The organism is Sporomusa sp. 246TCP1 (assembly GCF_057319775.1).
Genome location: NZ_CM170492.1, coordinates 4704949 through 4730541, shown reverse-complemented (window position 1 = coordinate 4730541; position 25593 = coordinate 4704949). Strand labels below are relative to the sequence as shown.

Below are 25593 nucleotides of genomic sequence, written 5' to 3'. Positions count from 1 at the left end.
CAAATGTGTCGATGAAAAAAATTAGCTGCTCACTTCTCACCAACTCAAGGAGGTCATCCCTATGCAAAGAAAATGGCGCCGCGCCTGGCTGCGCGGCAAACCGCACTATATGCGGCATAAACCGGTGCGGAAAGCACGCCCCGGCAGCATAAAATCCAAAGTCTATAGCCTAGCGGCCAAAGCCGCCAAAAAACTAGCGCCCGCGGCAGCGGCGGCAGGGATTTTGCTAAGCAGTATGACCGGTGTGCAGGCAAACCCCGCTGGCGGCAGCATTGCGGCAGGTGCAGGCAGCATCACCGGACAGGGGACAAATAGTGTCACTATTAACCAGGCCAGCGATAAACTCAGCATCAACTGGAACAGCTTTAGTATCGGCAGCGGCGAAAAAGTGCAGTTTATCCAGCCGGGTGCTTCCTCTATCGTCCTTAACCGGGTGCTGGGCAATAACGCCTCGGCTATTTACGGGCAGCTTAGCGCTAACGGCAAGGTCTTCCTTCTTAACCCGAACGGCGTCTTATTTGCTAAAGGTGCCCAGGTCAATGTCGGCGGCCTGGTGGCTTCAACCTTAAACCTAAGCGACAAAGACTTTATGAGCGGTAAATACACCTTTAACGGCGACAGTGGGCAAGGGGTACTCAACCAGGGAAATATTACGGCAGCAAACGGCGGCTATGTGGCGCTCTTAGGTGCCAATGCCGCCAATGAAGGCGTCATCCTGGCGAAAGAAGGCACTGCGGCACTGGGCGCAGGCAGCAAGGTGGCGTTAGACTTTACCGGCGACGGGCTTTTGACCTTGTCGGTTGATGAGAGCAAGGTCAAGGCTGAGGTCAAAAACAGCGGCCTGATCAAAGCCGATGGCGGCCTTGTCGTCATGAACGCCAAGGCCGCAGATGCCCTGACAGGCTCGGTTGTCAACAATACAGGCACAGTAGAAGCTAAAAGCGTTATGAACAAAAACGGTGCTATCATCTTAACAGGCGATACCGTGACAAATGCAGGCACCCTTGACGCCAGCGGCAAAAACGCCGGCGAAACCGGCGGCACGGTCAAAGTGCTGGGCGATACCGTAAAGGTAGCCTCCGGTGCTTCGATTGACGTTTCCGGCGACACCGGCGGCGGTACGGCTTTCATTGGCGGCGCGTACCAGGGCGGCAATAGCGAATATGCGGCCACCAAGACCGTGGGCGAACAAGGGACAAAAATTAACGCCGATGCCCTGACAACCGGTAACGGCGGTCAGGTCGTCGTTTGGGCGAATGACACCACAAGCTTTGCCGGCAGCATTTCGGCCAAAGGCGGCAAGGCAAGTGGCGACGGCGGCAGTGTCGAAACTTCGGGCAAGAAATCCCTGACAGTTGCCGCTACGGCCAGCGTCAACACCACGGCGGCACAGGGTAAGACAGGTAATTGGCTGTTAGACCCGGCGGATTTTACCGTCGGCACGGGCGATACGGGAACGAATTACTGGAACAACGGAGACCTGCAAACTGCGCTTGGTTCCACGAACGTTACCATCACCACGACACAGACTGCGAATACAGCCGGAAGCAATACCTATGATACAACCAGCGGCACTGGCAACGGCGACATCAATATTCTTGCGCCCGTGATCTGGAGTGCCAACAAGCTGACCCTGTCGGCGTACCGTAACATCAACATCAAATCCACCCTGACCGCTAGCGGCACGTCCAGCCTGGACATGACCAGCGGCACCGGTGGCAGCGGCAGTATCGACTACGGCCTGATCGCGTCCGGCTTTATCGGCAAGGTGGATTTTAAAGAACGGATGGTTGATGAAGGGTTGGGGATTACTGCCAATACTGGTTATCTGCGCATTAATAATCAGGACTACACCGTTATCACCAGCCTGGGCGCAGAGGGCAGCACGACCGGTATCGACCTGCAAGGCATGAACGGCAATCTAAGCGGCAAGTATTTCCTTGGCGCTGACATCGACGCCAGCGCCACCAGCACCTGGAACAGCGACGGTAGTGGCGGCTATTACGGCTTTAATCCGATCGGCTTAGAGTATGTAGCAGGGAACCACGCATGGAACAGCTCTTCATTTAGCGGCTCATTCGACGGCGGCGGCCATACCATCTCCGGATTGAACATTAATCGGGTGATATCTGATTCTGATAATGGTGGTCAAAGTATATCTGTCGGCCTGATTAGCAATATCGAATCGTCTGGCGTCATCGCCAATGTCGGTCTGGTGGGGGGGAACATCAAAGGTTACGACACCGTTGGCGGCCTGGCGGGACTATTGTATGGCGGCAGCATTACCGCAAGCTACGCGACGGCCAGTGTTGAAGGAAATAGCAATGTCGGCGGCTTGGCGGGGTGGAACTTCATGGGAAGCATCAATAATTCTTATGCGGGCGGCAGCGTGAAAGGAGCTAACATAGTCGGCGGCCTGGCCGGCGGCCTGGCCAGCGGCAGCATTACCGCTAGTTACGCTACTGGCAGCGTAATAGGAACTGACAACGTCGGCGGGCTGGTGGGAGAAAGTACCGGCAGCATTACCGCTAGTTACGCCACCGGCAGTGTAACAGGAACTGACAACGTCGGTGGGCTGGTGGGAAAAATGGAAACCGGCAGTATCACGACCAGCTACGCCACCGGTAGTGCGACAGCGACAGCAGACTGGGCAACAGTCGGTGGCCTGGTGGGAATGAAGGGTGGAGGCACCATCACGACCAGCTACGCCACCGGCAGCGTCAGTGCGACGGGGACGCCGGCAACACTCGGCGGCCTGGTGGGTTATAGTATGGGAGATCCGGATGGCAACCCCATTGGCACCATCACGAGCAGCTACTGGGATACAGAAACGACGGGACAGACAAGCAGCGCCGGCGGGGAAGGCAAGACCACGGCGCTGCTGATGAGCGCCCTGCCCGATGGGTTTAGCAGCTCGACGTGGGGTATTATTACGAACACCTCCTATCCGTATTTGCTCTGGCGATACCCCACGACGCCGCAGGTGGTGTCCGGGTTTGTCAAGAACGCCGCCGACGCGGCTCAGGTGGGCCAGACGGTGCAGACTTTGGCCAACGGCAACCTGTTGGGCAATACGACCAGCGGCGCCAACGGCTTCTACTACCTGCTGCTGGACAACAATAGCATCGGTTTGCATAGTCCGGTGCTCTCCTATGTGAGCGGGCAGGGCAGCGCGGCGAAACTGGCCATGGCAGCCAACCAGAGCCTGACTGACTTCGATATTACCGCTGGCAAAGTCACCGCCAGCAGCGACGGCGGGCTGGATCTTACGTCACTGTTGTACGAGGCCAAGGGCGGTACCATCACGGATGATACGCTCTACACACGCGATGCCGACGTGCTCACTGTCAATAGCGATCTTTCCGTTACAGCCGGCGGCAATGTCAGCCAGAGCGAGGCGATTACGCTAAAGGTGAACGGGGCGACCACGGTGAACGCCGGGTCCAACAACATCACCCTGGACAAGGCTGATAACGACTTCACCGGCGCGGTGACGCTGACCGGCCAGAACGTCACCCTGACCGACGCCAACGCCCTGACGCTGGGCGCGGTGACCGCTCCGGGCAGCTTCACACTGACCGCCGGCGGCAACATCACCGCCAACGGCGCGGTCAATGTCGGAACCTTTGACCTCAAGGGCGGAACCTGGCAGCAGGTCAGCGATTTTTTGCCGGCTTTTTCCGCCGCCGATTTCCGCATCTCCGGCGGCACCTTTATCCGGGCGCTAAGCGGCGACGGTAGTAGTTCAACTCCTTACCAAATTAGTGACGTATACGGTCTGCAGGGTATCGGCAGCAGCGGTATGCTGGGAAAGAGCTACAAATTGGCCAAGGACATCGACGCCAGCGGTACGGCGAGTTGGAACAGCGACGTCGGCTTTACTCCAATCGGCCCCACAGATAGTAACTGCTTCACCGGTACTCTCGACGGCGGCGGGCACACCATTTCCGGACTGACCATTCATTCCAATGCATCTTATGTCGGTTTGTTCGGTGATGTCGCTAATGTCAGCAAAATTAGCAATGTCGGCCTGGTGGACGGCAGTGTGACAGGCACTGCTCAATGGGCTACTGTTGGCGGCCTGGCGGGAATGAATCGTGGCAGCATTATCAATGTATATAATACCGGTAGTGTGACAGGTACTTGGAAGGATGCTGTAGTCGGTGGCCTGGCGGGAAATAATATTGGCAGCATTACTAATTCATATAATGCCGGTAATGTGACAGGCATTAATAGTGCTTATGCAGTCGGCGGCCTGGTGGGGGAAATGCAGGGTGGCAGTATTAAGAATGCCTACAATACCGGCAGCGTCACTGGTGCTGGTAAGGTCGGCGGCCTGGCAGGAGTTTCCTATGGCAGTATTGAGAATGCCTATAATACCGGCAATGTACAATCATGGTCGTATGCCGGCGGTTTGGTGGGAGAGCAAAACAGTGGCAGTATTACGAACAACTTCAATACTGGTAGTGTGAGTGGGCAAGAGGGGCGTGTCGGTGGGTTAATGGGAAATCAAAAAAATGGCAGTATCACGAATAGCTACTGGGACACCGATACCACAGGGCAGGTCAAGGGAGTCGGCAATAAGGCAAATGATGCTGCTCGCTATACTGGTCTGACCTCTGCTCAGATGAAGGGGGTCGGTAATTTTGCCGGCTGGGCTGACCTTAAAGATAGCAATGGAAACAATGTCTGGTATTTCTATGACGGCTTGACGGCGCCGCTCCTTAGGAGCTTTTTGACGCCGCTGACAATTACAGTCTCGGGCACTAGTCCCACTTCCGTTTATAACGGCACCGCGTACTCATCGCTTGGCATAGTCACCTATTCGGTTGCCGATCCGGTTCTCTCTGGTTCGCTATCCTACGGCAGCGTCGTAAATGACTCGTATACAGCTAACACCGGAAATGCAGGAACCTATACACTCGGCGGTCTGTATTCCAATCAGCAGGGCTACGCCATCACTTACGAAGGCGCCACCGGATTGACTATTACGCCGAAAGCCTTGTCGGCAAGCCAAACAGAGGCAGTGACGAAAACCTACAACAAAGATACGGCAGCAACTTTTGATAGCAACAATATCGCTTTAAATACGGCAGATATCATAGACGGCGATACCGTCAACATCGTCAGCGGCGTTGGCACCTATGACAGTGCCAACGCCGCTGACCGCACGGTGAATGTGACTGGGGTAATGCTGGATAACGCTAATTACAAATTAGACGCATCAAGTGTAACCGGCAGTGGCAATGTAGCAGGACAACTGACAGGTAAAATAGATCAAAAAGCCTTAACCGCAAGCCAGAAGGCAACCGTGACAAAAACATATAACAAAACTGATACAGCGGTCTTTGATAATGCCAATCTTACCTTAAATGGAGTTATTGACGGCGACAGTGTCGGTGTCAGCGGCACAGGCACCTATGACAGTGCAAACGCCGGTGACCGCTCGGTAACGGTAACCGGCGTAAACTTAGATAACAGCAACTACAGCCTGACAGCGTCTGCTGTAACCTGCAGCGAAGCCGGGAAATTGACAGGTCATATCGACCCCAAAACCCTGTCAGCAATCCAAGCGTCTGCAGTAACCAAAACCTATGACAAGAGTGATACCGCTGCCTTTGATAACACCAACCTGACCTTAAGCGGTGTCATCACCGGCGATACCGTCATTGTTACCGGTGGCACAGGCACTTATGACAGTGTCAATGCAGGCGACCGCTCGGTAACGGTAACCGGCGTAAACTTAGATAACAACAACTACAGCCTGACAGCGTCTGCTGTAACCGGCAGCGAAGCCGGGAAGTTGACAGGTCATATCAACCAGAAAACCCTGTCAGCAACCCAAGCGTCTGCAGTAACCAAAACCTATGACAAGAGTGATACCGCTGCCTTTGATAACACCAACCTGACCTTAAGCGGTGTCATCACCGGCGATACCGTCATTGTTACCGGTGGCACAGGCACTTATGACAGTGTCAATGCAGGCGATCGCTCGGTAACGGTAACCGGCGTAAACTTAGATAACAGCAACTACAACCTGGCAGCTTCTGCGGTAACCGGCAGTGAAGCCGGGAAATTGACAGGTCATATCGACCAGAAAGCCCTGTCCGCTACGCAAGCGACTACAGTAACCAAAACCTATGATAAGAGTGATACTGCTGCCTTTGATAATAGCAACCTGACCCTAACCGGCGTTATCACCGGCGATACCGTCAGCGTCACCGGTTACGGCACTTATGACAGTATCAATGCCGGCGATCGCACCATAACAGTAACCGGCGTAACCTTGGACAACGTCAACTACAGCCTGGTAGCTTCTGCGGTAACCGGCAGCGAAGCCGGGAAATTGACAGGTCATATCAACCAGAAAACCCTGTCAGCAACCCAAGCGACTACAGTAACCAAAACCTATGATAAGAGTGATTCTGCTATTTTTGACGCTGCCAATATTACCATAGACACTTCCGGCGTTATCAGCGGTGACACCGTCAGCATCACCGGTGGAACTGGCACCTATGACAATGCTAATGCCGGCGATCGCTCGGTGACGGTAACCAACGTAACCTTGGATAACAGCAACTACAGCCTGGCCGCTTCTGCTGTAACCGGCAGCGAAGCCGGGAAGTTGACCGGTCATATCGACCAGAAAGCCCTGGCGGCAACCCAAGCGACTACAGTAACCAAAACCTATGACAAGAATGATACTGCTGCCTTTGATAACACCAACCTGACCGTAAGCGGTATCATCACCGGCGACACCGTCAACGTCACCGGTGGCTCCGGCACCTATGACAGTGTCAATGCCGGCGACCGCTCGGTGACAGTAACCAACGTAACCTTGGATAACGGCAATTACAGCCTAGCAGCAGCTGCTGTAACCGGCAGCGAAGCCGGGAAATTGACAGGTCATATCGACCAGAAAGCCCTGTCCGCTACGCAAGCGACTACAGTAACTAAAACCTATGATAAGAGTGATACTGCTGCCTTTGATAATAGCAACCTGACCTTAACCGGCGTTATCACCGGCGATACCGTCAGCGTCACCGGTTACGGCACTTATGACAGTATCAATGCCGGCGACCGCACCATAACAGTAACCGGCGTAACCTTGGACAACGTCAACTATAGCCTGGTAGCGTCTGCGGTAACCGGCAGCGAAGCCGGGAAATTGACAGGTCATATCAACCAGAAAACCCTGTCAGCAACCCAAGCGACTACAGTAACCAAAACCTATGATAAGAGTGATTCTGCTATTTTTGACGCTGCCAATATTACCATAGACACTTCCGGCGTTATCAGCGGTGACACCGTCAGCATCACCGGTGGAACTGGCACCTATGACAATGCTAATGCAGGCGACCGCTTGGTGACGGTAACCGGCGTAACCTTGAATAACAGCAACTACAGCCTGGCAGCAACTGCTGTAACCGGCAGCCAAGCCGGGAAATTGGCAGGTCACATCGACCCCAAAGCCCTGGCGGCAACCCAAGCGACTACAGTAACCAAAACCTATGACAAGAGTAATACCTCTGCCTTTGATAATAGCAACCTGACCTTAAGCGGCGTTATCACCGGCGATACTGTCAGCGTCACCGGCTCCGGCACCTATGACAACGTCAATGCCGGAGACCGTACCGTAACGGTAACCGGCGTAACCTTGGATAACGCCAACTACAGCCTGACCGCTTCTGCGGTAACCGGCAGCGAAGCCGGGAAGTTGACAGGCCATATCGACCAGAAAGCCCTGTCCGCTACCCAAGCGACTACAGTAACCAAAACTTATGACAAGAGTGATACCGCTGCCTTTGATAACACCAACCTGACCGTAAGCGGTGTCATCAGCGGCGACACCGTCAACGTCACCGGCTCCGGCACTTATGACAGCATCAATGCCGGCGACCGCACGGTAACAGTAACCGGCGTAACCTTGGATAACAACAACTACAGTCTGGCAGCTTCTGCGGTAACCGGCAGCGAAGCCGGGAAGTTGACAGGCCATATCGACACCAAAACCCTGTCCGCAACCCAAGCAACCACAGTAACCAAAACCTATGACAAGAGTGCTTCCGCTGTCATTGACGCTGCCAACCTTATCATAGATACTTCCGGCGTCATCAGCGGCGACACCGTCAGCATCACCGGCGGCACAGGGACCTATGATAGTGCCAATGCCGGCGACCGCTCGGTGACAGTAAACGGGGTAACGCTGGATAATGCTAACTATAGCCTGGCAGCTTCTGCGGTAACCGGCAGCGAAGCCGGAAAATTGACAGGTCATATTGACCAAAAAGCCCTGTCCGCAACCCAAGCGGCTGCAGTAACGAAAACCTATGACAAGAGTGATACTGCTGCCTTTGATAATAGTAAATTGACCTTAACCGGCGTTATCACCGGCGACATCGTCAGCGTCACCGGATCCGGCACTTATGATAGCGTCAATGCCGGCGACCGCACGATTACAGTAACCGGCATAACCTTGGATAACAGCAATTACAGTCTGGTAGCTTCTGCTGTAACCGGCAGCGAAGCCGGGAAGTTGACAGGCCATATCGACACCAAAGCCCTGTCAGCAACCCAAGCGACTACAGTAACCAAAACCTATGACAAGAGTGATACCGCTGCCTTTGACAACACCAACCTGACCATAAGCGGCGTCATCAGCGGCGACACCGTCAGCATCACCGGTGGCACAGGCACCTACGACAATGTCAATGCCGGTGACCGCACCGTAACAGTAACCAACGTAACCTTGGATAACAGTAATTACAGCCTGGCAGCAGCTGCTGTAACCGGCAGCGAAGCCGGGAAATTGACAGGTCATATCGACCTCAAAGCCCTATCCGCTACCCAAGCGACCACAGTAACGAAAACCTATGACAAGAGTGATACCGCTGCCTTTGATAACACCAACCTGACCTTGAGCGGTGTTATCACCGGCGATTCCGTCAGTGTCACCGGTTCCGGCACCTATGATAGCGTCAATGTCGGCGACCGCACCGTAACAGTAACCGGGGTAACGCTGGATAATGCTAACTACAGACTGGCCGCGTCTGCTGTAACCGGCAGCGAAGCCGGAAAATTGACAGGTCATATTAACCAGAAAGTCTTGTCGGCAACCCAAGCGACTACAGTAACGAAAACCTATGACAAGAGTGATACTGCTGCCTTTGATAATAGTACCCTGATCTTAACCGGCGTTATCACCGGCGACAACGTCAACGTCACCGGCTCTGGCACCTATGATAGCGTCAATGCAGGCGACCGCTTGGTAACGGTAACCGGCGTAAACTTGGATAACAGCAACTACAGTCTGGCAGCGTCTGCAGTAACCGGCAGCGAAGCCGGGAAGTTGACAGGTCATATCGACCAGAAAGTCTTGTCTGCAACCCAAGCGACTGTAGTAACCAAAACCTATGACAAGAGTGATACCGCTGCCTTTGATAACACCAACCTGACCGTAAGCGGTGTCATCACCGGCGATACCGTCATTGTTACCGGTTCCGGCACCTATGATAGCGTCAATGCCGGCGACCGCACCGTAACAGTAACCGGTGTAACGCTGGATAATGCTAACTACAGCCTGGCAGCGTCTGCAGTAACCGGCAGCGAAGCCGGGAATTTGACAGGTCATATCAACCAGAAAATCTTGTCTGCAACCCAAGCGACTGCAGTAACCAAAACCTATGACAAGAGTGCTTCCGCTGCCTTTGACAACACCAACCTGACCGTAAGCGGCGTTATCACCGGCGACACCGTCAACGTCACCGGTTCCGGCACTTACGACTATGTCAATGCAGGTGACCGCACGATTACAGTAACCGGTGTAACCTTGGATAACAGCAATTACAACCTGGTAGCTTCTGCTGTAACCGGTAGCGAAGCCGGGAAGTTGACAGGTCATATCGACCCTAAAACCCTGTCCGCTACCCAAGCAACCAAAGTAACCAAAACCTATGACAAGAGTGATACCGCTGCCATTACCGCTGCCAACATTACCTTAGACACTTCCGGCGTCATCAGCGGCGATACCGTCAGCATTACCGGTGGCACAGGCACCTATGACAATGTCAATGCCGGCGACCGCTCGGTGGCGATAAACGGCATAACCTTGGATAACAGCAACTACAGCCTGGCAGCGTCTGCAGTAACCGGCAGCGAAGCCGGGAAGTTGATAGGTCATATCGACCAGAAAGCCCTGTCGGCAACCCAAGCGGCTGCAGTAACGAAAACCTATGACAAGAGTGATACTGCTGCCTTTGATAATAGTAACCTGACCTTAAGCGGCGTTATCACCGGCGACAACGTCAACGTCACCGGCTCCGGCTCCGGCACCTATGATAGCGTCAATGTCGGCGACCGCACGATTACAGTAACCGGCGTAAACTTGGATAACAGTAACTACAGTCTGGCAGCGTCTGAAGTAACCGGCAGCGAAGCCGGGAAGTTGACAGGTCATATCGACCAGAAAGTGTTGTCTGCAACCCAAGCAGCCACGGTGACAAAAACCTACAATAAAACGGACGAAGCAATCATTGACAACACCAATCTTACCTTAAGCGGCGTTATCACTGGCGACAGCGTCAGCGTTACCGCCTTCGGCACCTATGACAGCGTCAACGCAGGCGCCCGCACCGTGACGGTAACCGGCGTAACCTTGGATAACGGCAATTACAACCTGTCCGCTGTTGATGTAACCGGCAGCGAAGCAGGAAAATTGACAGGTCATATCAACCAGAAAGCGTTGTCGGCAACCCAAGCAGCCACAGTGACCAAAACCTATAACAAAACGGACGAAGCAACCTTTGACAACACCAACCTTACCTTAAATGGTGTCATAACTGGCGATACCGTCAGCATCAGCGGCTCCGGCACTTATGACAGTGTCAATGCCGGATCACGCACTGTGACGGTAGACGGCGTAACGCTGGATAACGGCAACTACAGCCTGTCTGCTGACAGTGTAACCGGACTAGGCGGTGAAGCCGAAAAACTCACTGGACAAATTAACCAGAGAGAGTTAACTATTACGGCTCAAGCCAATACCAAAACCTATGATGGTACAACAACAGCTGATGTTACGCCAGACTATACCGGCCTAATCACCGGCGATACATTAAGTGTTACCGAAGCCTACACCGACAAGAACGCCGGTACAGGCAAAACCCTTACCGTCAGCTATACCTTGGACGATGGCAACAACGGTAATAACTATAGGGTAACTACTGTCAGCAATACCACCGGCACGATCAGCCAGCGCCAATTGACCGCCACCGCCACTGCGGCTGGTAAAGTCTATGACGGCGATACTAATGCCACCGTAACTGCTGTTACCTTCGGCAACCTTGTAGACGGTGAAGAAATCGCCGCCAACTACACAAACGGTACCTTTGAGGATAAAAATGCCGGAACCGGCATAACAGTCACTGTCAACAGTGTTGGCATGACAGCAGGCAATACTATTACTAGTACCGGTAACTACCTACTGCCAACTACAGTAACCACTACTGCCGATATCAGCAAAGCTGACCTAACCGTCACCGCCAACAATGCCACCAAAACCTACGACGGTTCAGCCTATTCAGGCGGCAACGGTGTTACCTATACCGGTCTGGTTACCGGCGAAGACAGCACCGTTTTAGACGGCAGCCTGACCTATGGCGGCACCTCTCAGGGTGCTGGCACCACCGGCAGCTACACCATTACACCTGGCGGCCTGACGGCAGTTAACTACAACCTGACCTTTAAAGACGGCACCCTGACCATCACACAACCGCCTATCGTTAACCAGCCGGAATATATAGCTGCCGTAGAAAGCGCCCGTCGGGCGGCAGGCACATCTCCGTTGACTAATCCAGACGGTACTCTGGCATCTGCCTTTAATAGCGTTTCGCCAACAAGTTCGCATCAGGCGACAACCAGCCAACCGAGCCGTGTGCAGTATGTTCAGAACAACACCAGCCCGGCCCGAACTATCACCACCAATGGCCAGACAGTGACCATTACCCAGGACAGCCTGGTCCAACTGCAGCTTGATGTCGTGCAAAAAAACATTGCTGTCTACCAGATTTCGGGCGGCAGCATTTCTCCTGAGGGAACTTACCATATGGACGGCAGTCAAGGAGCGCTCTCGCTAAGTACGGCTGCCGATATAGCAATACCTGCTTTGACTACAGCGTTAGCGCCGCAACCACTTGTCCCCAGCCAAACGAATAGCACTGCATCCTTCCAGCTCATTGACGAGCAGGGAAAAACAGCAGCCTTTACCATCAGCTATACCAGCGGTCTCTTGCATATCCAGGCAGCCAATGAAGCGGCAGCCGCTATGTTAGACCAAAATAAGCAAAAACTAATTACCGCCACCGGTATCACGGCAGCGCAAGATAAGCTGGGCATAGATGTGGAGAAATTAGAGACGGTATATTTGGAGAAATAATCAAAAAACAAGGAGTGTATTTTCTATGAATAATGAAATTTTTGCCGACGGCATCAGTGCCGTTCATGTTACCGGAAATCTTGTCCGCATTGACCTCATGACGGTGCAGCCTCACCTAAAAAGCGACAACGGCCAGCCTGTGGTTGATGTTAGCAAACGAATTATCATGCCACTGGAGGGTTTTGTCCAGTCACTGACGGTACAGGACAATATCGTCCAACAGCTGATCGAGGCCGGAGTAATGAAAAAGAATCCAGCTCCGGGAGAAAAAACGCCAGACAAAGAAATGTAGCATACATACATTCGCTAACAACCCCAAAAATTCGTAAAAAAGGATGATACCATGCGTAAGAGCATCTCCTATAATACCAAAAAACTGTGTCCCCTCGTCACGGCCGTATGCCTTCTGTTGATGTCTCCCGTCAGCGCTGCCCCGCCGGAGCAAAGTGACAACAGCACAACTCTGGGCGGTATTAAGGAGCATACGCTGCCGCCACAGGAACAAGTCAAACCCCAAATCGAAATTAAGCAGGAACAACCAGCTGCGCCGGCGCAAACCGGGGGGACAAAAATTCATGTGGAAAAAATCAGTATTACCGGACAAAGCCTGTACGGCGAGGAGGTACTGCTGTCGTTGGTCAAAGAAGCCTGCGGCAAGGACTTGACGCTCAGCGAATTGGAAGGCTACGCCCGGCGCATAACCAACTACTTCCATGATCAGGGCTATCTTGTTGCCAGAGTCGTTATTCCGGCACAGACCATTGAAAATGGCACCGTGGAAATGGCGGTGCTTGTTGGCCAATACGGCCAAATCCAGGTGCAAAACCAATCCACTCTGAGGCAAACGGCTGTTGACCGGATTTTAAACCCGCTCAAAAGCGGCGACCCAATAAGAAAAGACACCCTGGAACGGGTGCTGCTGCTGTTAGCTGATACTGACGGTATTAAGAGCAAGGCGACGCTGACGGCCGGGAATGCGCCAGGCACGTCCAATCTTGTTGTGGATATCACCGATACTGCCAAAACCACCGGACAGGCCTATATCGACAACCATGGCAACCGCTATACCGGCAAAAACCGTTTTGGCTTCAACTATAACCTGCATAATGTCAGCGGCCAGGGTGACTCGGCTGCCCTGGGCGGTATCCTGGGTAAAGACATGAGCGACTACAGCTTTGCTTATCAGCTGCCTACCGGCGGACAGGGAGCTAAACTGGGGGTTAGCTACTCTCGCCAGCACTATTCGTTAGGCGAAGAATTTGCCAGTCTTGATGCCAGCGGTATTGCCAAGACCACCAGTATCTACGAAAGCTTTACCTTTGTCCGTTCGCGCAATTATAATCTCACGGGACATATCGGCTTTGATCACAAAGAGTTGAAAGACCGCATTGACTACTTTAGCAGCAACAGCCGCAAGACGGCCAACATCTGGAACTTCGGTGTACGAGGCGACAGTCGTGACAATGTTGGCGGCGGCGGCTACAATACATTTGGCCTTACCTTCTCGCTGGGACGTCTTAGTATGGATTCGGCTGATGCCGTTACCAATGACAGCCGCGCGCATACAGCTGGGCACTATAACAAAACCAACCTTAATCTCTACCGGATACAAAGCATCAACAACCGTTTGAACCTGCATCTGTCCTTTGCGGGACAACTGGCAAGCCAAAATCTGGACTCTTCGGAAAAACTCTCCCTGGGCGGGCCAAGCGGCGTCAGAGCCTATCCGGTCAACGAAGCCTCCGGCGATGAAGGCTATGTGGCAACAGGTGAACTGCGCTGGAATCTGCCTAAACCCAGTGTGCAGCTGGCAGCATTTGTCGATTGCGGGCATGTTAAGCTAAATAAAAACCCCTGGGCGAGTGATGACAACAGTCGAACCCTGTCCGGTGCCGGTCTTGGCTTTATTTTCAATCGTCCCGACGACTATGCCCTGCGTCTTGACTACGCCTGGAAACTCAGTTCCAGTGACGCCGTTTCCGACACCGACCGCTCCGGACGGTTTTGGCTGCAGGGAATCAAATATTTTTAACCTATTTTCCATTTGCCATTTGACAGGTAAGATGTAAAACAAGAGAGAATCAGCTTATTTGACAGTTTGGTATTAAACGATAGAAGTGCCCGACAGAATGCTATTTGCCGGGCACTTCTATTATTTAATATGAAAGAAACAAAAGGATGTAGATTCTGTCACTTATCTAACACTTTTCTGGTCAATTGTATTAAAATATGTTAGAACGTGGTAGAATAATAGTGTGGAAGAGAAGAAAGTTACTCTCCCACGTTCGTTATTGCGAGGGCCATCGTGGCAATCTTACCCCCCTGACACGTCCTTAAAGCCCAGGCTTCAGCGTCTAAAGGGTAATCATTCCAGGAAGATTAAGAGGGATATCATCATTGATAAACAGGGCCGACTAATGGTATACTGTGTTTAGAAAGTCTAAAGGTGGTGTTATCTATGGGTGTTGCTAAAGCAAAGGCACTCGTTAAGCGATATAAATCGGAAGAAGATCGCCGTTACCGCCAGGTCTTAGCTAATTTTGATAAAATATTTGAGCAAGGCAGAAAGGGAGCTGCTCAAAGCAATGGAGTTTCACTAGACGATTATATCAAAGAAGCAAGGGTGCGGTTAGGTGCAAGAGATTAGGGAATACAATGTACGACTTTTAGACAGAGCAAATGCCGATATGGCTGAAATTGAAGAATATTATATAAACGAAGGTAGTAAGGAATTAGCCCTAGAAATTGTTGAACGTATTATTGATGATTTACAAATACTAAAGGATTACCCACGGGTAGGTAGACCATTTAGGCATCAAGATCAGCGACTATTTCCTATTTACGGTGGACGATATGTAGTTGCTTATATTATTGATGAGGAGAAACTCCAGGTAATAATTGTCGGTATCCCCAGAGCCGAATCCGACTGGATGAGGCACATGAACCGATATTTTAGAACACGCAGCAACCGCATTCGCGTGGGAAGAAAATACGGTATAGAGAGCGCTTATCCGGGGACGGAATAGGCGCTTTTTTGGTGCGCCCAGCATGGGCGATTACTTGCCGATGAAAGTTCGATACGTAATGGTGTATGCCTCTCAAATGGGGTTAAACGAAGACAAGTAACCGCTTTATTACCGACTTTACATTGCGGGAGTATCCAAAAGTATAGTCAGCAAACTATCTAAAAGTATAGTGCTGACTATACTTTTATTTTTTTTCGCCTATACCAAAGGTAGGTATCAAAACCAGATTTATTTGTTATGATGGGCTTTAATGGAAAACTATGTCGATAAAAAAATTAACTTCTCATCCCTCGCTTCTCATTAATTCAAGGAGGTCTATTTTATGCAAAGAAAATGGCGCCGCGCCTGGCTGCGCGGCAAACTGCATTATATGCGGCATAAACCGGTGCGGAAAGAACGCACCGGCAGTATAAAATCCAAAGTCTATAGCCTAGCGGCCAAAGCCGCCAAAAAGCTAGCGCCCGCGGCAGCGGCGGCAGGGATTTTGCTAAGCAGTATGACCGGTGTGCAGGCAAACCCCGCTGGCGGCAGCATTGCGGCAGGTACAGGCAGCATCAGCGGACAGGGGACAAATAGTGTCACCATTAACCAGGCCAGCGATAAACTCAGCATCAACTGGAACAGCTTTAGTATCGGCAGCGGCGAAAAAGTCCAGTTTATCCAGCCGGGCACTGCCTCCATCGCCCTTAACCGGGTACTGGGCAATAACGCCTCTGCTATTTACGGGCAGCTTAGCTCTAACGGCAAGGTCTTTCTCATTAATCCGAACGGCGTATTATTTGCCAAAGGCGCCCAGGTTAATGTCGGCGGCCTGGTGGCTTCGACTTTAAATCTTAGCGATAAAGATTTTATGAGCGGCAAATACACCTTTAGCGGCGACTGCCAAAAAGGGGTACTTAATCAGGGAAATATTACAGCAGCGAACGGCGGCTATGTGGCGCTTTTGGGCACAAATGCCGCCAATGAAGGCGTTATCCTGGCCAAAGAAGGCACTGTGGCCATGGGCGCAGGCAGCAAGGTTGCGTTAGACTTTACCGGCGACGGGCTGTTGACTTTATCGGTTGACGAGAGCAAAGTCAAGGCTGAGGTTAAAAACAGCTGCCTTATCAAAGCCGACGGCGGCCTTGTCGTCATGAACGCCAAGGCCGCAGATGCCCTGACAGGCTCTGTTGTCAACAACACAGGCACAGTGGAAGCCAAAAGCGTTATGAGTAAAAACGGAACTATTATCTTAACAGGCGATACCGTGACAAATGCCGGCACTCTTGATGCCAGCGGCAAAAACGCAGGCGAAACCGGCGGCACGGTCAAAGTGCTGGGCGACACCGTAAGGGTAGCGTCCGGTGCCGCGATTGATGTCTCCGGTGACAAGGGCGGCGGCACTGCCCTTATCGGCGGCGCGTACCAGGGCGGCGACAGCGAATATGCAGCCACCAAGACTACTGTCGAACAAGGGACAAGCATCACTGCCGATGCTCTGACAACAGGCAATGGCGGGCAAGTAGTCGTCTGGGCCAACGGCACCACAAGTTTTGCCGGTGGTATTTCGGCCAAAGGCGGCAAGGCAAGCGGCGACGGCGGCAACGTGGAGACCTCAGGCAAGAAAATCCTTACAGTGGCCGATACGGCCAGTGTCAACACTACGGCAGTGAGCGGTAAGACTGGCAATTGGCTATTAGACCCGGCGGATTTTACCATCGCGGCTAGCGGCGGCGACGCTACAGGTGCAACTATTTCCTCTTGGCTTGCTGCCAATAATGTAACCATTCAGACAACCGACTCTGGCAGCAGTGCCAGCGATGGCGGCAGTAATAGCGCAAACGGAGCTTTAGGCACGGACAGTGGCAATATCAATATCAATGACGCAATCACCTGGAGCGGCTCTACCATTCTAACATTGACTGCGGTCAACGACATTAATATCAATGCCAATATCAACGCCAGTGGAACCAATTCCGGCCTTGCCATGTCCTCGGCCGGCGGTACTTATTATTTGAAGGGAGCCAGTATCACTCTTTCTGGTAGCGGCGCAACGTTCAAATTAAAGAAAAGCAGCGATATCAATTTCGCACCTTATACCATCTATACCGTCATAAATAATACCAGCACAGACGGCGCACTGACCGCGCTGCAAAATATAAATAGCAAATTACATACCTTCGGCAAGTACTTCCTCGGAGAAGATATCGACGCCAGCGCTACCGCTGCCTGGAACGACGGCGCTGGCTTTACTCCCATTGGTAATTATAACTATACATTTGCCAGCACGTTCGATGGCGGCGGGCATACCATTTCCGGACTGACCATCAACCGGTCCGGTACGGACTATGTCGGTCTGTTCGGCAGAACGTACAAGGCGACGCTTTCTAATATCGGTCTGGTCAACGCCAGCGTGAGCGGCAAAAACTATGTCGGCGGCTTGGTTGGCGATGCCGGTGACAGCGGTAGTATCAACAACTCTTACGCCTCAGGCAGCATCACAGGCGATAGTGCTGTTGGCGGCCTAGGGGGAAATGTCGAGGGCAGCATGAATATCAACAGCTCTTACGCTGCAGGCAGCGTCACAGGCAATAGTGGTGTCGGCGGTTTGGTTGGCTATTTCACTGGCAGCGGTAGTATCAACAGCTCTTACGCCACAGGCAGCGTCACAGGCAGCGGCGACCTCGGCAGGTATATAGGCGGTTTAGTGGGATATAGCGGCGGCACCAGCAGCATTAACAGTTCTTACGCCACAGGCAGCGTCACAGGCAAGTGGTCTGTCGGCGGCCTAGTGGGAGTTGTCGGCGACACCGGCAGCATTAACAGCTCTTACGCCACAGGTACCGTATCCGGCAATAGCAGTGTTGGCGGTTTAGTAGGCACCAACAATGGGCAAATCAACAATTCTTACGCCACAGGCAGTGCCACAAGCGAGACCGGTTTTGCTGGCGGCGGTCTGGTGGGCCAAAACAACGACACTATCACCAACAGCTACTGGGATGTTAATAGCACAGGGCAGGTCATGGGGGTTGGCAATCAAGAAAATGATGCTACCGGAACTCTCTATACCGGCCTGACCTCTGCCCAGATGAAGGGGGCCAGTAATTTTTCCGACTGGGCTGATCTCAAAGATACAAATGGAAACAATGTCTGGTATTTTTATGACGGCTATATGGCGCCGCTCCTTAAGAGCTTTTTGACAGCAGGGCTACGCCATCACCTACGCCGGTGCCACCGGACTGACAATCACCCCGAAAGCTTTGTCGGCAACGCAAATAGCAATCGTGACCAAAACATACAACAAAGACAATACGGCAACTATTGATAGCAGCAATATTTCCTTAACTGCAGCAGATATCATAGCAGGCGATACTGTCAATATTGTCAGCGGCACCGGCACCTATGACAGTGTCAACGCCGGTGACCGCGCAATGACGGTGAACGGGGTAACACTAGATAATACCAATTACAAATTAGACGCAGCAAATATAACCGGCAGTACGGCAGAGGCAGGAAAACTGGCAGGTAAAATTACCCCGAAAGCCTTGTCGGCGACACAAACAGCGACAGTGACTAAAACATACAATAAAACTGACATAGCGACCTTTGACAATGCCATTCTTACCCTAAGCGGAGTTATTGACGGTGACAATGTCGGTGTCAGCGGTACAGGCACCTATGATAGTGTCAACGCAGGCGACCGCACGGTAACGGTAACAGACATAACCGTGAATAACAGTAACTACAGCTTGGCATCTGCCGATATAACCGGCAGCGAAGCCGGGAAATTGACAGGTCATATCAACCAGAAAACCCTGTCAGCAATCCAAGCGTCTGCAGTAACCAAAACCTATGACAAGAGTGATACCGCTGCCTTTGATAACACCAACCTGACCTTAAGCGGTGTCATCACTGGCGATACCGTCATTGTTACCGGTGGCACAGGCACTTATGACAGTGTCAATGCAGGCGATTGCTCGGTAACGGTAACCGGCGTAAACTTAGATAACAGCAACTACAGCCTGACAGCGTCTGCTGTAACCGGCAGCGAAGCCGGGAAATTGACAGGTCATATCGACCCCAAAGCCCTGTCGGCAACCCAAGCGTCTGCAGTAACTAAAACCTATGACAAGAGTGATACCGCTGTCTTTGACGCTGCCAACATTACCCTAGACGCTGACGGCGTCATCGGCGGCGACACCGTCAGCGTCACCGGTGGCACAGGCACCTATGATAGTGCCAATGCAGGCGATCACTCAGTAACGGTAACCGGCGTAAACTTGGATAACGGCAACTACAGTCTGGCAGCGTTTGCTGTAACCGGCAGCGAAGCCGGGAAGTTGACAGGTCATATCAACCAGAAAGCCCTGTCGGCAACCCAAGCGTCTGCAGTAACCAAAACCTATGACAAGAGTGGTACCGCTGCTTTTGACAACACCAACCTGACCTTAAGCGGTGTCATCACCGGCGATACCTTCAGCGTCACCGGCTCCGGAACTTATGACAGCGTCAATGCCGGCGACCGCACCATAACAGTAACCGGCGTAACCTTGGATAACGGCAATTACAGCCTGGCAGCTGCCGATGTCACCAGCAACGAAGCCGGAAAATTGACAGGTCGTATCAACCAGAAAGCTCTGTCGGCAACCCAAGCGGCTACAGTAACCAAAACCTATGACAAAAATGATTCCGCTGCCTTTGACAACAGCAACCTGGCCTTAAACGGCGTTATCAGCGGCGACACCGTCAGCGTCACCGGCTCCGGCACCTATGACAGTGTCGATGCCGGCAACCGCACGGTAACAGTAACCGGCATAATCTTGGATAACAGCAACTACGCCCTGGCAGCTTCTGCCGTGACCGGCAGTGGCGCCGGAAATTTGGCCGGGCACATTGACCCCAAAGCCCTGTCGGCAACCCAAGCGGCCACAGTGAGCAAAACCTATGACAAAAATGATAGTGCTGTCTTTGATGCTACCAACATTACCTTAGACACTTCCGGCGTCATCAGCGGCGACACCGTCACCATCACTGGCGGCTCCGGCACCTATAACAGCGTCAACGCAGGCGACCGCACGGTGACGGTAACCGGCGTAACCTTGAATAACAGCAATTACAGTCTGTCCGCTTCTGCTGTAACCGGCAGCGAAGCCGGGAAGTTGACAGGTCATATCGACCAGAAAGCCCTGTCGGCAACCCAAGCGGCTACAGTAACCAAAACGTATGACAAAAATAATACCGCTGACTTTGACAACACTAACCTGACCTTAAGCGGTGTCATCACCGGCGACACTGTCAGTGTCACCGGTTCCGGCACCTATAACAATGTCAACGCAGGCGACCGCACGATAACAGTAACCGGCGTAACGCTGGATAATGCCAATTACAGTCTGTCCGCTTCTGCTGTAACCGGCAGCGAAGCCGGGAAGTTGACAGGTCATATCGACCAGAAAGCCCTGTCGGCAACCCAAGCGGCTACAGTAACCAAAACGTATGACAAAAATAATACCGCTGACTTTGACAACACTAACCTGACCTTAAGCGGTGTCATCACCGGCGACACTGTCAGTGTCACCGGTTCCGGCACCTATAACAATGTCAACGCAGGCGACCGCACGATAACAGTAACCGGCGTAACGCTGGATAATGCCAATTACAGTCTGTCCGCTTCTGCTGTAACCGGCAGCGAAGCCGGGAAGTTGACAGGTCATATCGACCAGAAAGCCCTGTCGGCAACCCAAGCGTCTGCAGTAACCAAAACCTATGACAAGAATACCTCCGCTGCCTTTGATAACACCAATCTAACCTTAAGCGGCGTCATCAGCGGCGATACCGTGAGCGTCAGCGGTTCCGGTACCTATGACAGTGTCAATGCCGGCCCACGCACTGTGACGGTAGACAGCGTATCTATCAGTAACAGCAACTACTCTTTGGACACCACTGATGTCACGGGCAACGCGGCAGGCACACTCGCTGGTCAAATCAATCAAAAGGCGTTGTCTGCAACCCAAGCAGCCACGGTGACCAAAACCTACAACAAAACGGACGAAGCAATCATTGACAACACCAATCTTACCTTAAGCGGCGTTATCACTGGCGACAGCGTGAGCGTCAGCGGCACCGGCACCTATGATAGTGTCAACGCAGGAGTCCGTACTGTGACGGTAAACAGCGTAGCTCTCAGTAATGACAACTACTCACTGGCCACCGCCAACATCACCGGCAGTGCGGCAGGCACACTCACTGGTCAAATCAATCAAAAGGTTCTATCGGCAACGCAAACGGCCACGGTAACCAAAACTTACGACAAAAGTGATACCGCAGCCATTGACAACACCAATCTTACCTTAAGCGGAGTCATCAGCGGCGACAGCGTAAGTGTCAGCGGCGTCGGCACCTATGACAATGTCAATGCAGGAGCCCGCACTGTGACGGTAGATAGCGTAGTTCTCAGTAACAGCAACTACTCGCTGGCCACCGCTGATGTCACCGGCAGTGCGGCAGGCACACTCGCTGGTCAAATCAATCAAAAGGCTCTGTCGGCAACGCAAACGGCCACGGTAACGAAAACCTATGACAAGAGTGACTCAGCTGCCTTTGACGCTGTCAACATCACGCTAGACACTGCCGGAGTCATCAGCGGCGACACCGTCACCATCACCAGCGGCTCTGGCACCTATGACAGTGTCAATGCTGGCGCCCGCACAGTGACGGTAACCGGCGTAACCCTGGATAACGGCAACTACAACCTGTCCGCTGCTGCTGTAACCGGCAGCGAAGCCGGAAAATTGACAGGTCATATTAACCGGAAAGCGTTGTCTGCAACCCAAGCAGCCACGGTGACCAAAACCTACAACAAAACGGATGAAGCAATCATTGACAACACCAACCTTACCTTAAGCGGCGTTATCTATGGCGACAGTGTGAGTGTCAGCGGTTCCGGTACCTATGACAGTGTCAATGCCGGCTCATGCACTGTGACGGTAGACAGCGTAGCTCTCAGTAACAGCAACTACTCACTGGCCACCGCCGACGTCACCGGCAGCGCGGCAGGCACACTCGCTGGACAAATCAATCAAAAAGCCCTGTCGGCAACGCAAGCGACGGCTATTACCAAAACTTACGACAAAAGTGATACCGCTGCCATTGATAACACCAACCTTACCTTAAATGGCGTCATCAGCGGCGACAGCGTCAGCGTCAGCGGCGCCGGCACTTATGACAGTGTCAACGCAGGAGCCCGTACTGTGACGGTAAACAGCGTAGCTCTCAGTAACAGCAACTACTCACTGGCCACCGCCGACGTCACCGGCAGCGCGGCAGGCACACTCGCTGGACAAATCAATCAAAAAGCCTTGTCGGCAACGCAAGTGGCCGCAGTAACCAAAACCTATGACAAGAGTGATTCAGCTGCTGTTGACGCTACCAACATCACCTTAGATACTTCCGGCGTCATCACTGGCGACAGCGTCACCATCACCGGCGGCTCCGGCACCTATGACAGCGTCAATGCCGGCGACCGCACCGTGACAGTAACCGGCGTAACCCTGGATAACAGCAACTACAACCTGTCCGCTGCTGCTGTAACTGGCAGCGAAGCAGGAAAATTGACAGGTCATATCAACCAGAAAGCATTGTCGGCAACGCAAGCGGCAACAGTGACCAAAACCTACAACAAAACGGACGAAGCAACTCTTGACAACACCAACCTTACCTTAAGCGGAGTTATCACTGGGGATAGTGTTAGTGTCAGCGGCTCCGGCACCTATGACAGTGTTAATGCTGGCGACCACACCGTAACGGTAACCGGCGTAACCTTGGATAACGGTAACTACACGCTGACTGCTGCCAATATAATCGGCAGCGAAGCAGGAAAATTGACCGGTCATATTAATCAGAAAGCATTGTCGGCAACGCAAGCGGCAACAGTGACTAAAACCTACAACAAAACGGATGAAGCAACCTTTGACAACACCAACCTTACCTTAAACGGAGTTATCAGCGGCGACAGCGTGAGCGTCAGCGGCTCCGGTACCTATGACAGTGTCAATGCCGGACCACGCATGGTGTCGGTAGACAGCGTAGCTCTTAGTAACAGCAACTATTCTCTGGCCACCGCCGACGTCACTGGGAGCGCGGCAGTAACACTCACTGGTCAAATTAATCAAAAAGCACTGTCGGCAACGCAAGCGGCGGCTATTACCAAAACCTATGATAAGAGTGACTCAGCTGCCTTTGACGCTGCCGACATCACGCTAGACACTGCCGGCGTCATCAGCGGCGACACCGTTATCATTACCGGCGGCTTCGGCACCTATGACAGCGTCAACGCAGGCGCCCGCACCGTGACGGTAACCGGCGTAACCCTGGATAACGGCAATTACAGCCTGTCCGCTGTTGATGTAACCGGCAGCGAAGCCGGAAAATTGACAGGTCATATCAACCAGAAAGCGTTGTCGGCAACCCAAGCAGCCACAGTGACCAAAACCTACAACAAAACGGACGAAGCAATCTTTGACAACACCAACCTTACCTTAAATGGTGTCATAACTGGCGATACCGTCAGCATCAGCGGCTCCGGCACTTATGACAGTGTCAATGCCGGATCACGCACTGTGACGGTAGACGGCGTAACGCTGGATAACGGCAACTACAGCCTGTCTGCTGACAGTGTAACCGGACTAGGCGGTGAAGCCGAAAAACTCACTGGACAAATTAACCAGAGAGAGTTAACTATTACGGCTCAAGCCAATACCAAAACCTATGACGGTACAACAACAGCTGATGTTACGCCAGACTATACCGGCCTAATCACCGGCGATACATTAAGTGTTACCGAAGCCTACACCGACAAGAACGCCGGTACAGGCAAAACCCTTACCGTCAGCTATACCTTGGACGATGGCAACAACGGTAATAACTATAGGGTAACTATTGTCAGCAATACCACCGGCACGATCAGCCAGCGCCAGCTGACCGCCACCGCCACTGCGGCTGGTAAAGTCTATGACGGCGATACTAATGCCACCGTAACTGCTGTTACCTTCGGCAACCTTGTAGACGGTGAAGAAATCGCCGCCAACTACACAAACGGTACCTTTGAGGATAAAAATGCCGGAACCGGCATAACAGTCACTGTCAACAGTGTTGGCATGACAGCAGGCAATACTATTACTAGTACCGGTAACTACCTACTGCCAACTACAGTAACCACTACTGCCGATATCAGCAAAGCTGACCTAACCGTCACCGCCAACAATGCCACCAAAACCTACGACGGTTCAGCCTATTCAGGCGGCAACGGTGTTACCTATACCGGTCTGGTTACCGGCGAAGACAGCACCGTTTTAGACGGCAGCCTGACCTATGGCGGCACCTCTCAGGGTGCTGGCACCACCGGCAGCTACACCATTACACCTGGCGGCCTGACGGCAGTTAACTACAACCTGACCTTTAAAGACGGCACCCTGACCATCACACAACCGCCTATCGTTAACCAGCCGGAATATATAGCTGCCGTAGAAAGCGCCCGTCGGGCGGCAGGCACATCTCCGTTGACTAATCCAGACGGTACTCTGGCATCTGCCTTTAATAGCGTTTCGTCAACAAGTTCGCATCAGGCGACAACCAGCCAACCGAGCCGTGTGCAGTATGTTCAGAACAACACCAGCCCGGCCCGAACTATCACCACCAATGGTCAGACAGTGACCATTACCCAGGACAGCCTGGTCCAACTGCAGCTTGATGTCGTGCAAAAAAACATTGCTGTCTACCAGATTTCGGGCGGCAGCATTTCTCCTGAGGGAACTTACCATATGGACGGCAGTCAAGGAGCGCTCTCGCTAAGTACGGCTGCCGATATAGCAATACCTGCTTTGACTACAGCGTTAGCGCCGCAACCACTTGTCCCCAGCCAAACGAATAGCACTGCATCCTTCCAGCTCATTGACGAGCAGGGAAAAACAGCAGCCTTTACCATCAGCTATACCAGCGGTCTCTTGCATATCCAGGCAGTCAATGAAGCGGCAGCCGCTATGCTAGACCAAAATAAGCAAAAACTAATTACTGCCACAGGTATCACGGCAGCGCAAGATAAGCTGGGCATAGATGTGGAGAAATTAGAGACGGTATATTTGGAGAAATAATCAAAAAACA

7 protein-coding genes are annotated in these 25593 nt (G+C 52.5%); all 7 read left to right on the top strand.

All coding sequences use genetic code 11. The features are described from left to right. Window positions 1-61: 61 nt before the first annotated feature. The 7 genes from AC1ECB_RS22370 to AC1ECB_RS22340 all read left to right on the top strand — a co-directional run bounded on the left by AC1ECB_RS22370 (window position 62) and on the right by AC1ECB_RS22340 (window position 25583). Entirely contained in the window at window positions 62-12433 is a 12372-nt protein-coding gene (locus tag AC1ECB_RS22370; protein ID WP_485665852.1) for a YDG domain-containing protein, read from the top strand. Window positions 12434-12458: 25 nt separating this feature from the next. Next, window positions 12459-12725 (top strand): hypothetical protein, encoded by a 267-nt coding sequence (locus tag AC1ECB_RS22365; protein WP_485665846.1) that lies wholly within the window; start codon window positions 12459-12461, stop codon window positions 12723-12725. A gap of 51 nt (window positions 12726-12776) precedes the next feature. After that, window positions 12777-14465, top strand: a complete 1689-nt coding sequence (locus AC1ECB_RS22360) for a ShlB/FhaC/HecB family hemolysin secretion/activation protein (protein WP_485665851.1) — start codon at window positions 12777-12779, stop codon at window positions 14463-14465. Window positions 14466-14891: 426 nt separating this feature from the next. Further along, entirely contained in the window at window positions 14892-15080 is a 189-nt protein-coding gene (locus AC1ECB_RS22355; RefSeq protein WP_485665850.1) for a hypothetical protein, read from the top strand. Beyond that, window positions 15067-15459 carry a type II toxin-antitoxin system RelE/ParE family toxin gene (locus AC1ECB_RS22350; protein ID WP_485665849.1) on the top strand — a complete coding sequence of 131 codons (393 nt, stop codon included), beginning with the start codon at window positions 15067-15069 and terminating at the stop codon, window positions 15457-15459. The genes AC1ECB_RS22355 and AC1ECB_RS22350 overlap by 14 nt, the downstream gene beginning before the upstream one ends. 322 nt (window positions 15460-15781) lie before the next feature. Then, a complete protein-coding gene (locus AC1ECB_RS22345) occupies window positions 15782-18763 on the top strand; it encodes a two-partner secretion domain-containing protein (protein WP_485665848.1) in 2982 nt (993 codons plus the stop codon). Next, window positions 18723-25583 carry a YDG domain-containing protein gene (locus tag AC1ECB_RS22340; protein WP_485665847.1) on the top strand — a complete coding sequence of 2287 codons (6861 nt, stop codon included), beginning with the start codon at window positions 18723-18725 and terminating at the stop codon, window positions 25581-25583. Before AC1ECB_RS22345 ends, AC1ECB_RS22340 begins: the two co-directional genes overlap by 41 nt. The last annotated feature ends 10 nt before the right edge of the window (window positions 25584-25593 follow it).